Source organism: Streptomyces sp. Ru62 (assembly GCF_002920615.1).
Classification (GTDB): Bacteria; Actinomycetota; Actinomycetes; order Streptomycetales; family Streptomycetaceae; genus Streptomyces.
Genome location: NZ_PQSU01000067.1, coordinates 1 through 14,898, shown reverse-complemented (window position 1 = coordinate 14,898; position 14,898 = coordinate 1). Strand labels below are relative to the sequence as shown.

General features: G+C 67.1%; 13 protein-coding genes and 6 pseudogenes. 9 read left to right on the top strand and 10 right to left on the bottom strand.

Annotation, left to right across the window (positions count from 1 at the left end; genetic code table 11):
* Positions 1-59: 59 nt before the first annotated feature.
* The 3 genes and pseudogenes from C3492_RS43170 to C3492_RS43160 form a co-directional block, all read left to right on the top strand.
* Positions 60-1,691: pseudogene (locus tag C3492_RS43170) on the top strand (transcriptional regulator); the annotation flags it as partial.
* Positions 1,692-1,720: 29 nt separating this feature from the next.
* A complete protein-coding gene (locus C3492_RS43165) occupies positions 1,721-2,035 on the top strand; it encodes a hypothetical protein (RefSeq protein ID WP_258056250.1) in 315 nt (104 codons plus the stop codon).
* 6 nt (positions 2,036-2,041) lie between these two features.
* Positions 2,042-2,598 (top strand): annotated as a pseudogene (locus C3492_RS43160) (XRE family transcriptional regulator).
* A 152-nt stretch (positions 2,599-2,750) separates the two neighbouring features.
* Here C3492_RS43160 and C3492_RS44400 read toward each other — a convergent pair.
* The gene (locus C3492_RS44400) at positions 2,751-3,137 is read right to left on the bottom strand and encodes a hypothetical protein (RefSeq protein WP_146075808.1); all 387 of its coding nucleotides are present in this window, start codon (positions 3,135-3,137) and stop codon (positions 2,751-2,753) included.
* Positions 3,138-4,054: 917 nt separating this feature from the next.
* Here C3492_RS44400 and C3492_RS46540 point away from each other — a divergent pair.
* The 3 genes and pseudogenes from C3492_RS46540 to C3492_RS43145 form a co-directional block, all read left to right on the top strand.
* Positions 4,055-4,195: pseudogene (locus C3492_RS46540) on the top strand (XRE family transcriptional regulator); the annotation flags it as partial.
* A gap of 63 nt (positions 4,196-4,258) precedes the next feature.
* Entirely contained in the window at positions 4,259-5,290 is a 1,032-nt protein-coding gene (locus tag C3492_RS43150) for a tyrosine-type recombinase/integrase (RefSeq protein WP_308461192.1), read from the top strand.
* Positions 5,291-5,315: 25 nt separating this feature from the next.
* Positions 5,316-5,879, top strand: coding sequence for a DUF6262 family protein (locus C3492_RS43145; RefSeq protein WP_258056249.1), 564 nt, complete (start codon positions 5,316-5,318; stop codon positions 5,877-5,879).
* Positions 5,880-5,962: 83 nt separating this feature from the next.
* On the opposite strand, the gene C3492_RS43140 is transcribed toward C3492_RS43145, so the two are convergent.
* Positions 5,963-6,253, bottom strand: coding sequence for a barstar family protein (locus tag C3492_RS43140; protein ID WP_103818033.1), 291 nt, complete (start codon positions 6,251-6,253; stop codon positions 5,963-5,965).
* Positions 6,254-6,459: 206 nt separating this feature from the next.
* Here C3492_RS43140 and C3492_RS43135 point away from each other — a divergent pair, with 206 nt between their 5' ends.
* Positions 6,460-7,698 carry an IS256 family transposase gene (locus C3492_RS43135; protein ID WP_103818032.1) on the top strand — a complete coding sequence of 413 codons (1,239 nt, stop codon included), beginning with the start codon at positions 6,460-6,462 and terminating at the stop codon, positions 7,696-7,698.
* 100 nt (positions 7,699-7,798) lie between these two features.
* Here the strand turns inward: C3492_RS43135 and C3492_RS43130 are convergent, their stop codons facing one another.
* On the bottom strand, positions 7,799-8,065 hold the full coding sequence (locus C3492_RS43130; RefSeq protein WP_258056252.1) for a winged helix-turn-helix domain-containing protein: 267 nt from the start codon (positions 8,063-8,065) through the stop codon (positions 7,799-7,801).
* A gap of 143 nt (positions 8,066-8,208) precedes the next feature.
* Here C3492_RS43130 and C3492_RS47100 point away from each other — a divergent pair.
* Positions 8,209-8,648, top strand: a pseudogene (locus tag C3492_RS47100) (transposase).
* 403 nt (positions 8,649-9,051) lie between these two features.
* Here the strand turns inward: C3492_RS47100 and C3492_RS43120 are convergent.
* The 5 genes and pseudogenes from C3492_RS43120 to C3492_RS43100 form a co-directional block, all read right to left on the bottom strand.
* A complete protein-coding gene (locus C3492_RS43120) occupies positions 9,052-9,588 on the bottom strand; it encodes a hypothetical protein (RefSeq protein ID WP_258056251.1) in 537 nt (178 codons plus the stop codon).
* Positions 9,589-9,710: 122 nt separating this feature from the next.
* Positions 9,711-10,515: pseudogene (locus tag C3492_RS43115) on the bottom strand (IS5 family transposase).
* Positions 10,516-10,831: 316 nt separating this feature from the next.
* Positions 10,832-11,242 carry a hypothetical protein gene (locus tag C3492_RS44395; RefSeq protein WP_146075807.1) on the bottom strand — a complete coding sequence of 137 codons (411 nt, stop codon included), beginning with the start codon at positions 11,240-11,242 and terminating at the stop codon, positions 10,832-10,834.
* 251 nt (positions 11,243-11,493) lie between these two features.
* A pseudogene (locus C3492_RS46535) lies at positions 11,494-11,901 on the bottom strand (transposase); the annotation flags it as partial.
* 187 nt (positions 11,902-12,088) lie between these two features.
* Positions 12,089-12,409: a hypothetical protein gene (locus tag C3492_RS43100; RefSeq protein WP_103818029.1), complete on the bottom strand. Its 321-nt coding sequence runs from the start codon at positions 12,407-12,409 to the stop codon at positions 12,089-12,091.
* A gap of 178 nt (positions 12,410-12,587) precedes the next feature.
* On the opposite strand from C3492_RS43100, the gene C3492_RS43095 reads away from it, so the two are divergent.
* On the top strand, positions 12,588-13,382 hold the full coding sequence (locus C3492_RS43095) for a transposase (protein WP_103818037.1): 795 nt from the start codon (positions 12,588-12,590) through the stop codon (positions 13,380-13,382).
* A 43-nt stretch (positions 13,383-13,425) separates the two neighbouring features.
* Here the strand turns inward: C3492_RS43095 and C3492_RS43090 are convergent.
* Both C3492_RS43090 and C3492_RS44050 read right to left on the bottom strand, forming a co-directional pair.
* Positions 13,426-14,306 (bottom strand): IS5 family transposase gene (locus tag C3492_RS43090; protein WP_103818028.1). Its coding sequence is split into 2 segments (ribosomal slippage): positions 13,426-13,946 and positions 13,946-14,306, totalling 882 coding nucleotides; the frame shifts between segments, so codons are not numbered across the junction.
* A 304-nt stretch (positions 14,307-14,610) separates the two neighbouring features.
* The coding region (locus C3492_RS44050) for a transposase (RefSeq protein WP_146075806.1) at positions 14,611-14,898 on the bottom strand (288 nt) is incomplete at its 5' end.

Here is a 14,898-nt window from a genome sequence, read left to right as displayed (position 1 = left end):
TAGACTCGCCTGCTGCCTGATCACCCACCGACAACTGAACTCATTGTGTTAGCCGTTGTAAGTCCTTGCCGTCCCTGGTGGAGTGGACGCTCAAGGAGGCGAAGCTGGGGCAGTCGAAGCTGTCCGGGCCGGGTAAGGATGCCGACCCGCTGCTCGTGCTCACCGAGTCTGCCCTGGAGCGCTACGGGCTCCCCGTCGCCCTCACTGATGAGGAACGGCTCGCCGGGCGGCTCCCCGAGGGCCACAAGGTCGTCAAGCAGCTGGCGCGCGCGGAGTGGAAGCTGACGAAGCGCGGGCTTGGCCCGTGGGCGCGGATCTACCGCCCGGCCTCGGGCTCGGAGCGCTCTTGCGTGCAGCTGTGCATCCCGTCCTGGCATGCGCTCGACTCCCGCCACTGGGGCGAGGCCGGGCAGCTTCCGCCGGCGGACCTCGCCCGGCTCCTGGGCACCTATGCGTCCCGGGTGATGACGCCGCGCGGCTCCACCGCCGTGACCGGCCTGGAGCTGATGACCGCCCTGCACCCGCCGACCCGCGCCTCCGAGCCGGACGCCGACGGCCGCCGGCACCCCGAGCACAACCCCGGCTCGCTGGGCAAGGACCCGGTCGACCCGGCGCCATGCGAGGTGCCCGACGGACACCCGCTCCTCAAGGACCTGCCCCGGTTCCATGTCCGCGGCCCGGCGGAGAAGCTGTTCGAGGAGGCGTACGACTGGGCGCGGCCGATGACGGATGCCGAGTGCACGCTGCGGCACCTGGTCGGCATCGACGTGAACATGGCCTTCGCCGCCGGCGCCAACGGCCTCGTCGTCGGCCTCGGCGCGCCCACCCACGTCAAGAACCCGGTGTTCGACGCGAAGCTGCCCGGCTCCTGGCTGGTGGACCTCTCTCATGTCGACCTGTCGCGGGTGAAGGTCGGCAAGGACAAGTGGGTGGAGCTGGACGGCAGCCTGCTGCCCAGCCCGTTCACGCCGAAGGGCGAGCGCCCCGAGGGCCCGGCCTGGTACGCCACCCCCACCGTCGCCTACGCGGTGGAGCTCGGTTACGAGGTGCAGCCGATCGAGGCCTGGGTGCGGTACGAGAGCGGCCGCTACCTGGACGGCTGGTACAACCGGCTGCGTGACGCCTACCTCGCCACGATGGCCGACCTCGGCGTCCACGCGGACATGGAGCCGGCCGACTTCCTCGCGGCGATGGACGGCTACAAGGACCGCGACCCGGACCTCGCGATCGTCGTCTCAGCGATCAAAGCGACCGTAAAGGGCGGTATCGGAAAGCTCCGCGAGCGCCCGCGCGGTGAGGGCTGGCGACCGGGGCAGCCGTGGCGGGCACTGTCCCGGCCGACATGGCGGCCCGACATCCGGGCGGCGGTCATCTCCCGTACTCGGATCAACCTCCACCGCAAGATCGTCAAGCATGCGGCGTTCACCGGGCAGTACCCCATCGCGATCCTGTCCGACTGCGTCGTCTACGCGGCCAACGGCACCAGCCCGCTGGACTTCCTGCCCTACCGGGACGGCAAGCCGCTGCCCGGCGGCTTCAAGCTCGGCATCAACCCCGGCCTGGTCAAGCACGAGGGCACCCAGACGGTTCTGTGGGGTGAAGAGGTCCGCGAGCGGTTCAACGCCCCGGAACTCAACCTCGCCCGCTACATCAAGGACGGCACCGTCACCGACATCGACAACGGAGAGTAGGAGACGAGATGCGAGGCAGGGACGCAACCATGCAGGCCGACACACGGCCCTGGGCGGCCCGCTGGTCGTTCACCACGGCATCCGGCGTCACCACCGGAACCACCCACGCCACCTCCTTCCAGGAACTCGCCTCCACCGTCTCCAACGCAGCCGAGCAGTCACTGGCCAACCTCACCGAGGACGAAGGCGACGCCCTGGACGGCCCCTGGAACCGGTTCCTGGCCCGCCTGGAACTCCTCGCCGAACGCCAGGCCCGCAGCGCCGGAAGCTGGCACTACACCGCCGACGGATGGGCCGACATCGAGATCACCCACATCACCGACCACCACAGCAGCGGGGAGTAGGCCGCGATGAGCCTGTTCGGGGATGGCCTGGAAGCCGCGGTGCAAAAGGCGTTCACCCGCCCGGCACCCAAGAGCGCGGGCGCCCAGATGCGCTACCTGGTCAAGCAGCTCAAGGGCACCAAACCGGTCGCCCAGATGCTGCGCATCTCCCAGCGCACCGTCGAACGGTACGTGAAGGACCAAATCAAGAAACCCCGCCCCGACCTCGCCGCGCGCCTGGAGCGCGAGGTGAAGAAGCGCTGGCAGCCGCAGATCCGTGCCAGGGCCCGGCAGCAGGCGGCAACCACCGGCGGCATCGTCATCGACACCGCGCGCGCATCGGCTACACCGCGCCGATCGGCTCCACGGACGAGGACCGGCTCCGGCACCTGACCGTCGCCCTTCCGCCCCGCTACGCCGCCCGCCTCTTCGACGCCCAGGAGGCTGGCGCCAGCGACCAGCAGCTCCAGCAGATCGCCGCCGACGCGCTCCGCGACGTCTACTTCCAGGACAGTGGCCGCCGCGCCGGCCAGCTGGAGGAGGTCCGCTTCACCGACATCGAGCACCTCGAGTTCGACCTGTAGCAGCCGCCCCCGATCGGAACCTTCAAGCAAATCAGTGCGCCGATGCCCGGCCTGCCGCGTACATCAGACGGCAGCAGGTCAACGGTCGGCAGGGTCGGGGCGCTCGCACCTGCAGCCCTCGGGGCAGTACTGCACCCCGCCGACACCGATGCTTACGGGCCACCCGTGATTACGGTGAGCACATCAAAAGCGCGTCTGAAGTGACGGCCGAGGACAATAGCGAAGGCAGCGACCAGCAAGATTCCGTAAACATAAGTCTCCGCGCTTTCAGGGACTACACCAGTAATCGCCACACCCGTGATAGCGACCCCAGCGAGCACCAGGGCGATGAGGTATCGCAGCACATCCCAGTTCCGCTGATGCGGCACGCCCGTAAGCTGCTCTTCGTCGAGGAGTTCACCCACCCGCCCTTGGCAATACCGATCAGCGATGGTCAATAGGGCTTCTGCGAGTTCGCGTAGGGCATCGCTAGGAGTACGGTCCAGCTTGGCCTCGATCTCTAGTAAAGCGGCGGCCACGCATCGTTGATGCAACTTCACGCGTCTTCTGCGCGGAGAGAAGAGTGGCACGCTCCCCCGGCTGCTGTGCGCGTTGAGCACAGCACGGCGCACTGCCCTCAACTGCTTCGAGATCCTCTTGAAGCGCGCCGGCCGCCGTTCCCCACCTGCCCGGGAGAGTGCGCAAGCATGGATCACCTCGGCGCACTCTAGGACGATCGCGTACCGTCGCGCGAGGGAAATTTGTGCCAACTGCGAGCGAACCCGGCCAGCCCCGACTTGCACCTCAGCCCACATACCAAGCAACACAAAGATAATGAACATGAGGATACCGGCAGCCCCTGCAATTTGGAGAGCTTGTTCCCACGCTGGCGAAAGGGAGTGGCTGCTACCTGCGCGACGCGGGTTCCCCCCCGCTAGCCAATAGATCACACGATTGCCTTCCACGGCGCCTCGCCACGGCCCGAAGTGCAGCGCCCAATAGAGGGTAGCGCTAGCGGCAGTCAGCGCAAACAAATACAGGACGCCGAGCAGCAGGATCCTCTTCCAGAGGCGGAGCTGTAGGCGGCGCCTCAACGCGACTCGGACGCGAAGAGATACCGGGGTCCCTACCCCTAGAGCCTTGCAGTCGTCCTTGAGCTGCCTGACCAAGTCGTCAAAGGGGCGGCCCGACGACGGTTGCGGCATCGTGAGACCAGGCGTCGTGGGGTAAGCGGCGCTCCCCAACTCATCCGGCGTCGTCATGACCGCACATCCTGCCAGCAGTCGGCACCCCGTCGCAGCGGCTCAGTGGAATATGCACACCGTGCGAGAGCACGCTGCGTATGTGCCCCTTGAGGGCTCGCCTCCCACGGCTACGGAGTCCCCGAACGACCGGTCGGCGTGATCGCCGCAGGCGAGCGCTGGCCGGACGGAAGCCTGCGCCCTGCATTGGAAGACGCGTGCGGAGCCGGTGCCCGCTGCCCCCGCAGTACGCCGCCCGTCTCTTCGACGCCCAGGAGGCCGGCGCCAGCGACCAGGAGCTCCAGCAGATCGCCGCCGACGCGCTGCGTGAGGTCTACTTCCAGGACAGCGGCCGCCGCGCCGGCCAGCTGGAGGAGGACGCTGCAGGCCGGGCCGTCCCGGAACCCGTCATTGCCCAGCTCGATGCCCACCTTGCCCTGATGGGGGAGGGCTTCCGCTACGGCGACATGGAGCCGGCCGACGTCGAGCTGATGATGCAGACGGCCTATCTGGTCCTGCGTGATACCGGCCGCCGTCCCGTCGAGATCGCCAGCCTGCGGCTGGAGTGCGTGAAGACCCGCGGAGTCGAAGACACTCTTATCTGGGACAACGTCAAGAAGCGCCGCTACGGCCGCAAGTTGCCGATCACCCGCGAGACCGCGGCGGTGATCAGGACCTGGCAGTCCCGTCGACATCAGCTGGAGGTTCCCTCCCGCAGCCAGAAGTACCAGTTCCCGTCGATCACCGGCCGCAGCGGGATTGCGCACGTGGGGTCCAACCTGGCCAACGCTATGCGGGACTGGGTCGCGGCCATCCCGGTGCTGCTGAGCGACGAACTGGACGAGCACGGCAACAGGCTGCCGTTCGACCGCTCGCTGAGCTTCCTCTACGCGTTCCGGCACGCCTATGCCCAGCGTTACGCCGACGCCGGCGTCCCCGTTGACGTGCTCAAAGAGCTTATGGACCACCGGTCGATCGTCACCACGATGTCGTACTACCAGGTGTCCCTGAAGCGGGAACGTGAAGCGATCACGACCATGCGGCAGCACACCATCGACCGTTCCGGACGGCCGGCACCGTTCACCAGCACCGCCGACTATGCGGCTCAGTCGGTCGCTGTCCCGTTCGGCAACTGCCGCGAGCCCAGCAACGCCAAGGCCGGCGGCAAAGCCTGCGTGATCCGCTTCCAGTGCGCCGGTTGCGGCTTCTTCGCCCCGACCCGTCCTACCTGCCCGCGATCGACGAGCACGTCAACGACCTGCGGGCCGACCGCGAGACCGCCAAGGCCATGGACGCCGACGACTTCGTCGTCCGCAACCTCACCGACCAGATCACCGCCTTCACGACCGTCGCCGACACCATGCGCGACCGGCTCAGCAAGCTTCCCACGGACGAGCGCGAGGAGATCGAGGAGGCCAGCGCGGTCCTGCGGAAGGTCCGCGCGACCCGGGACCACAAGCTGCTGCCGCTGACCGTGATCCGCAAGGACGCCCTCGGGTGCCTGCTGAGACGTCCGAGAAGCCCTCCAGGACACCCGCAGAGATCCTCAAAGCCGCACGTCAACGGGACAGCGCCGACAAACGAGGACGCGTCCTCAAGACCGTCCAGGACATGCTCCGCGACAACCGCCGGATCACCTTCGCCGCGGTCGCCCGAGAAGCTGGCGTCTCCAGCTGGCTCGTCTATGCCCCTGGCCTGCGCGAACGCATCGATCAGGCACGGGCCCGCCAGGCCGCCCAAGGCCACCAGGACCAGCAGAGCGGGCGGAAGGTCTCCACCGCCAGCGAGCAGACCGACCTGCTTCTCGCCCGACAGGAGATCAAACAGCTCCGAACCGAGAACGGTCAGCTGCGGCAACAAGCCCGCATTCATCTGGGGCAGCAGGTCGAACAGCTTGGCAACCACGCCCTGGTCTCGACTGCATCAAGGAGCTCACCGAGGAGAACCTGCGACTCTCCACGGCGGAACGGCAGGCAACCACAGAGAACACACAGCTCCGGCAGCGAGTCGCCGAGCTCGAGGACGACCTCGCCGCTGCCCGCACCAGCCTCCGCCGCATGATCCGCAACGAGAACCGTTGACCCGTCTCAACGAACCTTGACGGCGTCGCAGCGAAGTTTGACCGATCCCCGCTGGACTGCGCATCAGGTGAAACGCACGGTCAGTCTCTCGTCCGGCGCGTTCGACTCGTCTTCCTTGGCAGCTCGGACCAGTACGGATGCGATCGCCTCGAACGCTTCGTCACCCATGCGGCCACGACTGGCTTCGGCGTTCTCCCAGACGATCTCGACCGGGCGCTCGACATCCCTGCTCAGGCGGTCCCACAGGGCGTTCAGGTTGTGCCCGTAGTACGGACCGAAGTCCAAGGGCCCGGCAAGAAACCGATGCAGGTCCGCCTGGCTTCCGATGTGTGTCCCGTCAATGGCGATGCGCATGGTCCTCCACCCCTTCGACCAGCCAGGCGACTCTACGAAACCCCCGACGCCCGTGCGGCGGCGCCCCACGAGGTTGCGCCCTGGGAAGTGGTGTACGGGTTCCCACCTGATCCGGCTGTTTGGCCTGGCGTCGGAGTGAGGGCCCGGATATGAGAACGGCCACCGGCTGATCTTCGAGTTGTCGAAGCTCGAAGGAGATTAGCACGATGACCGCACCTGACAGTCTGCCCCTGCACGCCCTCGCCGAGGAGAACCTTGCCGCGGCGAGTCCCGATCTGCTGCGCGCGATGGTCAAGACGTTCGCCGACGCGCTCATGTCGGCGGAGGCCGACGCGCTCTGCAACGCCGAGTACGGGCAGGTCAGCGACGAACGCGTCAACCACCGCAACGGCTACCGCCCGCGCGAGTGGGACACCCGCGCCGGGACCGTCGAGCTCGCCGTTCCCAAGCTGAGGCAGGGCAGCTACTTCCCGCACTGGCTGCTCGAGCGCCGCCGCCGGGCCGAACAGGCCCTGATCTCGGTGGTCGCCACCGCCTACCTGCTCGGTGTCTCCACCCGCCGAGTGGAGAAGCTCGCCGAGTCCCTCGGGGTGACGCAGTTGTCGAAGTCCCAGGTCAGCGCGATGGCCAAGCACCTGGACGAGCAGGTCACCGCCTTCCGCAACCGGCCCCTGGACGCCGGCCCGTACTCGTTCGTCTGGGTCGACGCGCTCACCCAGAAGGTCCGCGAGGGCGGCCGTATCGTCAACGTGCATGCGCTGATCGCGGTCGGCGTCAACGCCGACGGCCACCGCGAGATCCTCGGCCTGGACGTCGCCACCACCGAGGACGGCGCCGGCTGGCTGGCCTTCCTGCGTTCCTTGATCGCCCGTGGCCTGTCCGGCGTCCAGCTCGTCATCTCCGACGCCCACGCCGGCCTCGTCGACGCGATCGGTGCGGTGCTGCCCGGCGCCTCGTGGCAGCGCTGCCGCACCCACTACGCGAGGAACCTGCTGAGCCAGGTCCCGAAGTCGGCCCAGCCCTGGGTGGCCACGCTGCTGCGGACGGTCTTCGAACAGCCCGACACCGACGCGGTCCAAACACAGATGCGGCACGTCCTGGACGCGCTGGAGGCCAAATTCCCCAAGGCCGCAGCCCACTTGGACGCCTCCCAGCACGACCTGTTGGCCTTCACCGCCTTCCCGCGGGAGATCTGGCGGCAGATCTGGTCGAACAACCCGCAGGAACGGCTGAACAAGGAGATCCGCCGCCGCACCGACGTGGTCGGCATCTTTCCCGACCGCACCGCCGTCATCCGGCTCGTCGGGGCAGTCCTGGCCGAGCAGAACGACGAGTGGACCGAAGCCCGCCGCTACATGGGGCTCGACCTGCTCGCCAAGGCCCGACTCCACCCGATCGAGTCAGAAACCGACGACACCGTCCTGCCCACCGAACTCACCGCATAGCCTCAAAGACGAGATCACCGAGTGGCCGTCGATACACCACTCCAGCGGACGTGACCCAGGCCAGCGACCGACAGCCGTCTGGAACGGCGGCCGCTGACCGTCACGCCCGGGGCGATCCCGCGCCGTCCCCAGGTCCGTCCTCGGGGCGGCCAGCGGGTGAACCCTGCTTCGTCCTCGAAACAGATCCATCCCTCGCAGGCCGCCCGCGCTCTTTTGCCTCCGCCCAGATCGTCTCCTTCCACGCCGCGACGGCCTGCTCGTCACGCTCGGCCACCCGCCGTGTCGGCATCTGCGGGCTGAACCCGAGGCGGTGCATGAGACGGGTGGCCCCGGACACGCTGTAATAGACGTGGAACTTCCGGCCGATCAGCGTGGCTACCCTCGCAGCGGTCTGCCTGGTCCTCCACCCAGCCGTGGGCGGCTGGGCCCTGGTCGAGGTACTCGGCCAGCTTGCTCAGGCAGTACGGCGAGAGCCTGCTGCGTTGCCCGCTGGGACCAGTCCGCGACGACGTGCGCGAATACGTCGTCGAGCACCTCCGCGACGAAGCCGCGGTGCTCGTCGTCGACGAGACCGGCGACGTGAAAAAGGGCATCCACACTGTCGGGGTCCAGCGCCAGTACACCGGCACGGCCGGACGGATTGAGAATGCCCAGGTCGCGGTCTGCCTCGTCTACGCCCGGGGACACGCGGCGGTGAACCGAGAGTTGTACCTTCCGCGCTCTTGGGTGATCCGGATCGCTGCCGGGCGGCGGGGCTCAGCGAGGACACCGTCTTCGCAACCAAGCCGGACCTGGCCCTCAGGATGATCGAACGGTTTCGGGATGCCGGACACCGCGTCGACTGGGTCACGGGTGACGAGGTCTACGGCAGCAGCAACCCGAGACTGCGCGCGGCGCTGGAGGAGCGCGGCATCGGCTATGTTCTGCCGTGGCCTGCTCGGCCGAAATAGCCACGGGTGCCGGGAGGCTCCGCGCCGATGCCCTGGTGAAGAAGGTGCCGAAGCGAGCCTGGCAGAAGCTCTCGGCCGGACGCGGTGCGAAGGGACAACGGTTCTACGACTGGGCCGTCGTCGACTTCGCCGACCCGACGCCGGCAGCCACCAGCTCCTGCTCCGCCGCAGCCGCACCACCGGCGAACTCGCCTATTACCGCTGCCACTCCACCGAGCCAGTCCCGCTGACAGTGCTGGTCAAGACCGCTGGCTCAAGGTGGCGCGTGGAAGAGACCTTCCAGGCCGAGAAAGGGCTGGCGGGACTCGACGAGCACCAGGTCCGCCGCTACCGCTCCTGGATTCGCTGGACCACCCTCGCGATGCTCGCCCACGCCTTCCTACGGCCTGTAAGACGTCGTTTCTTATGGCTCTGGAGCTGGCGGGGTGGCCTGGGGAAAGCCCAACTCGTCCAGCAGCGCGCTGAAGAGGTCTTCCGCGAAGGTCTCCTGCGAGCACAGCAGTTCCTCGATCCGGGACTGCTCGGCTGTGGCGGGGATGCCAGCCGCTGCAGCCCAAAGGAGAGCGCCTTCAGCGTCAGCTGGAACATCCGCTCGGAGCTCCGTGCGCTTGCGCCTCACAGCCTCGTCGAACTCGGGTGTGCTCACCCACAGGCTCACGTCGTCCAGGTCCTCGGGTTCCTCGACGAGGAGTGCCGCGGCCATGCCCAGGTTGAGCCACGCTTGCCAACGCTGCCCGTTCGTACCAAGCCCGGTCACGAGGCCGATGTCGCTATCAGAGACGTCTGCGACGCAGGCTGGTGTGCCGGTCCATTCGACCAGGGCGGACAGGTAGTCGTCCTCCCATAGTCCGTGATCGAACTGGAGGGTCTGCCAACCGCCCGGTCGCGGCCACCACGCCCGCACGGTGTCCTTCAGCTCCTGATCGATGCTGTCGAACACGGGTGCTTCCAGCAGCGGACACTTGCTGCGAGCAAAAAGCACGTGCCCCGAAAATCCCACGGAACCTCCTCCTCATAGACCGCACCTTATGGGTTGCCACCGACACAGCAGGCTGGGCCAGCTCAGCCGCTGAGTCTGCGGTGGCAGATGAGGGCTGCGGCGATGCCGACCCCAGGAAGTGCTCTGCCTTGCGCTCGTAGCGGCGGTGCAGACGTCGGCAGCCGGCGAGCCAGGAGACCGTTCTCTCGACCACCCAGCGGTGGCGACCCAGCCGTCGCGAGGACTCGATACCCTTGCGGGCGATGCGGTGGCGGATTCCTCTCTCGCTCAGCCAGCGACGCAGATGGCCGTAGTCGTAGCCCTTGTCGGCGTGGAGCTTGGCCGGGCGTCGGCGGCGCGGGCCGCGCCGGGAGCGAATGGGCGGGATACCCCGCACCAGCGGTTTCAGGCCGAGGCTGTCGTGGGTGTTGGCGCCGGAGATACCCAGCGACAGGGGCAGTCCGTTGCGATCGCTGATCAGGTGGATTTTCGATCCCGGCTTGCCGCGGTCGGTCGGATTCGGTCCGGTCAGTGGCCCCCCTTTGCCGCCCGGACGCTGACGGAGTCGATCGCGCACCGCGACCAGTCCAACTCGCCTCGCGAACCGAGCTCATACAGGATGACCCGGTGCAGCCGGGCCCAGACACGGTCCCGGCTCCACTGGGCGAAGCGCCGGTAGATGGTGGGCCAGGCCGGCCCGAACACCGGAGGCAGTTGCCGCCAGGTGCAGCCCGAGGTGGCCACGAAGACGATCGCCGCCAGGCATTCACGGTCCCCGGCCCGCCGTCGCCCACCACCCTGCGGGCGTATGACCTGTATCGGCGGAACCACCCGCCGAAACAGCGTCCACAACTCGTCCGGGACCAACCGCTCAATCAGATCCGTCATGCACGGATCAACGAGTGATCACGCCATAAGAAATGAGGTCCAAGTACGCCCGTCGTGCGATGACCAGGCAGACGAGTAGGAGCAGGTCCGGGCTCGGCAGGTGGCGGTGAGGGCCCGCGCGGAGCCGAGGCCGTGCAGGCGGTTGCCGCCGCCGCGTCTGGGACGGCGGTTATCGAGCCCCTGCAATTTTGGCAAGGTGGCCGCAGGGGCCCGGCGGCAAGACGTGCCGCCGGGCCCCTGCCTTCACTTCTGCAGCCAATCACACGATAGATCTATGAATGATCAAACCTTTGCGGTTTGCGACCGCCCCGGGACTTCAGTTGTTGAGCCAGACGGAGAGATCGCAGTATTCCCCATAACCACCGTCTTTATACAGGCAAACGTAGACTCGGACATACGTATTTTCCGGAAGGTCGTACGCCCCCCCATCGCCAGCGTCACGATAAACGCATTTTCCGTTTCCGCCGACGGTCAGTGAATACCCACCATCGTAAGGTCCGTCATAATATTTCGACGTGTCAATACTCCCGACTACGGCCCAACCATCCGCTTCGATATCGCAAACCTCGAACTTGTCGCCGTAGGCGGTCCAGTAGACGACTCCGCCCGGGTCGCCATCATTCGTATGCATGCTCTCGTCGTAAGCGAAAGCAGGTGTAGCGGCAATCGACCAGGAGGCTATTACGGCGATGATGGGAAGGAATATTCTACGAAGATGCTTCTTCATTTTGCGTATATTTCCTCTCGCTGTCACACAATTGGATTAACACCTCGGGGAACCGGCTCTGGAAGCCTACGTCGCAGGTTCTTGGCGCACAAGAGCATGAAGCGAGGTAACGGCGGATGCCGTTCACTTCCTCCCGCCAAAATTGAGCATTCATTCCCTTCCAGGGAGTGCCGCAAACCATTTCACACTTGAGTGACGATTTTTCGTCCCTGAATGGCAGGTGGTGCGCCGTAGAAGCCTGTACTTACCTTCCTGGAAGGAAGGCGACGTCCCCAGATTCGGGAGGACGTCGACCGGTTGGTGCCGGCGTTGTCGGGGCGCAGGAGAGCGGTCGGCGACCGCTTCGCCGGTTCCTCCCGGACCGTGGTCGAGGAACGCCGTGAGCGGGTGGTGGCCGTAGGTCTTCTTTCAGGTCGGGGCAGCGTCCTGCTTTTCGGAGTGGGCGACGACGAGGACGTCGTCTAGGTTCACCGTCACCTGCCCGTCGGCCAACTCGCATATACGTTCCCCCACTCCGGCAAATGCGGCGTGAATCGCGGTCAGTGCCTTCTCGCCCAAGGCGGCGAGTCTGGCAATCAGCCGGGAGATCGTCGGGTCTGAGGCGACCTGCCCGAACGCGGCCGGCTCGGCCACAGCAAGACAATGTTGGCGAGGCAGTCCCGCATCGGCGAATGAGATCGCGTCCGGGCTGGGGCTGGACTTGGTGCCCGCGAAGGTCGAGGGGGTGCGGTCCAAAGCGAGGCGCCTAGTACTCCAGTTGCAGATCGTGATCTTGCTGGTCGAGTGCCAGGTCCCGTGCCGAACTGATCCCCGCCTCGATTGGTCCGGTCCGATGCGCTTGTTGTCTCAGCTGGACTGGTCAGTGGAGGGGTTGATGGCGCTGTCCGTGCCGTAGAAGCGGCCTTGGTCGCACAGGGCGTCGATCTCGGCGTTGTCTTCCTCGCTCAGTTGTGCGTCCAGAGCGACGCTGATGACGCGTCGGGCGCGGGCCAGTCGCCGAGCGACATCCCAGTCGGCGATGAATGTGCCGACGGTGTACTCATCGGCGGTTCCCGATGCCTGGCGGGATCCGAGTCGGTCGAGGGAAACGACGAACTCGTTCAGGTCCTGCAGTACTGCGACGACCTCGCTGAGGGGCATGCGGATCTCTCGGGAGGACATGTCCATCAGCCGATTCAACTCCAGAGTTGGTGCTCGGGCCCAGATCCTCATCTTGCTGGTCGGGGCTGGTCCGGGAACGGGTGCGGCCACCGGTGATCATCGGTGTGTGAAGACAGAAGATCAGACGGTGGCCGCAGGTCACAGCATAGATCCTGGCCGCTGGCAGGAGACGTTCGAGGTGCTGATGGGCCGTATCGCGGGGCGGTTCGTGCGGGTGGAACCTCGGCGCCGGGCACGGGCGTTCGTGCTCGGGCTGCTGTCGGACCTGCCGCGCAAGAACTGCTGGACGCTCGCCGAGTATGCCGGGGATACGACCCCCTACGGTCTGCAGCATCTGCTGTCGAGAGCCAGGTGGGATGCCGACGCGGTACGCGACGACATCCGCAGCTTCGTCGTCGAGCGCCTGCACCATCAGGAGGCGGTGCTGGTCGTGGACGAGACCGGCGACCTGAAGAAAGGCACGCTCACGGTTGGGGTGCAGCGCCAGTACAGCGACTGGGCCCTGACCGACATCGCCGACGACCGGCCCGGCCACCACCAGCTCCTCGTCCGCCGCAACCGGCGCACCCGTGAACTCGGCTTCTACCGCTGCTACTCAGCCACCCAGGTGCCGCTGTCCACCCTGGTGCGGGTCGCCGGACGCAGATGGACAGTCGAGGAGACCTTCCAGTCCGGCAAGGGCTTGGCCGGACTGGACGAAGACCAGGTCAGACGCTGGACGTCCTGGCACCGCTGGGTCACCCTCGCAATGCTCGCCCACGCCTTCCTCACCGTCGTCCGCGCCGACGAACAGGCCCGCGACCCGACGCCGGACGGGCTCATACCGCTGACCTGCAACGAGATCCAGCACCTGTTCACCGCGCTCATCGTCCAGCCCGCACCTGAGGCAGCCTACCGGCTCCGCTGGTCCCACTGGCGACGCCGCCACCAGGCCCGATCCCAGACCAGCCACTACCAGCGACAAGCCGCCCAGACATAAAGATCGCGATCTACAGCTGGAGTATTAGGTTCTGTCCGGCGGATCACTGGCGAAGCCAGAGCCGGATCGCTGCAGCGGTGACGGTGCCGTGGAAGACGTAGGCCCGCTTGTCGTAACGGGTCGCGACCGCGCGGGAGTTCTTGAGCCGGTTGATGGTCCGCTCGACCTCGTTGCGGCGCCGGTAGTGGTCGCGCTGGAAGGCGGTGGGTCTGCCGCCTTCTCTGCCTCTGCGTCGGCGGTTGGCCCGCTGGTCCTTCGGTTCCGGGATCGTGTGCCGGATGCGGCGTCTTCGCAGGTAGCGGCGGTTGCGGCGTGAGCTGTATGCCTTGTCGCCGCTGACGTGGTCGGGCCGGGTCCGGGGCCGCCCGCCCAGCGGGCGAGGGACCCTGATCCGGGCCAGGACCTCGATCATCTGCGGGGCATCGCCCCACTGGCCCGGCGTGAGCAGGAGGGCCAGTGGGCGGCAGCCACCCTCGCCAGCCAGGTGGATCTTGCAGGTCAGGCCGCCCCGGGACCGTCCGAGTCCCTCGTCGGGGCGGTGGTGCCGGGGCGTCGTCCTTTTTTCGGGACCCGCGGCCGGGCCTTGCGGGCGCCGGCCGCGTGCTGATGGGCCCGGCAGGACGTCGAGTCGACGCCCACCATCGACCAGTCGATCCGCCCCACCAGGTCGGCGTCGGCCTGGACCGACTGCAGGATGCGGTCCCAGGTTCCGTCCGCCGACCAGCGGCGATGCCGCTCATAGACGGTCTTCCACGAGCCGTAGCGTTCCGGCAGGTCACGCCAGGGAACACCGGTCCGGATCCGGAACAGGATCCCGTTGACCACGGTGCGGTGGTCGTTCCACCGGCCGCCCCGGCCACCCAACGGTGGCAGATGCGGCTCAAGCAACGACCACTCGCGATTCGTCAGATCCCCCCGACCCATGACCGAACCAACGAGCGACCGGTCGGAAGGTCACATGATCCGCCGGACAGAACCTAGCCGAGCGAGGCGGGCTGGCCGTGTCGCCGACCGGGCGGTTCACGCGGCGTAACCCCACCGTGACTGTTCTGGCAGCCGCGAGATGTCGGGCGTGCGAGGCGACGTGCATGAGCATGGCTCGCGAGGAGTAGATGAACGCCTCGCTGCTGGCGGGCTTGTTCTCGAAGTCCCGCACCAGGCGGCGCGAGCGCAGCAGCCATCCCGGCGTGCCTGCTACTACCCAGCGTCTCGGCAGCCACGGATCCCTTCATCGCTGTGTTTGACGATCCACATCGTGAGCTGGAGTTTCTCCCGGTGCCCAGGGGACCTGGCGGCTGCTGTAGCCGCCGTCGGCCCATACCTGCGTGATCGTGTGGAACCGTGCCCGCAGGCGGGGCGGCATGATGCGGGCGGTCTGGCGGTCGGTGACGTGGGCAGCACACACCAGCACCATCGACAGCAGGACCAGGCAGTCAGTGGTGGCGTGCCGGCGTCTTCCGGGGACCTTCTTGCCGCCGTCGTAGCCGCGCGCGGCGGCTGGCACCGAGGCGGCGTT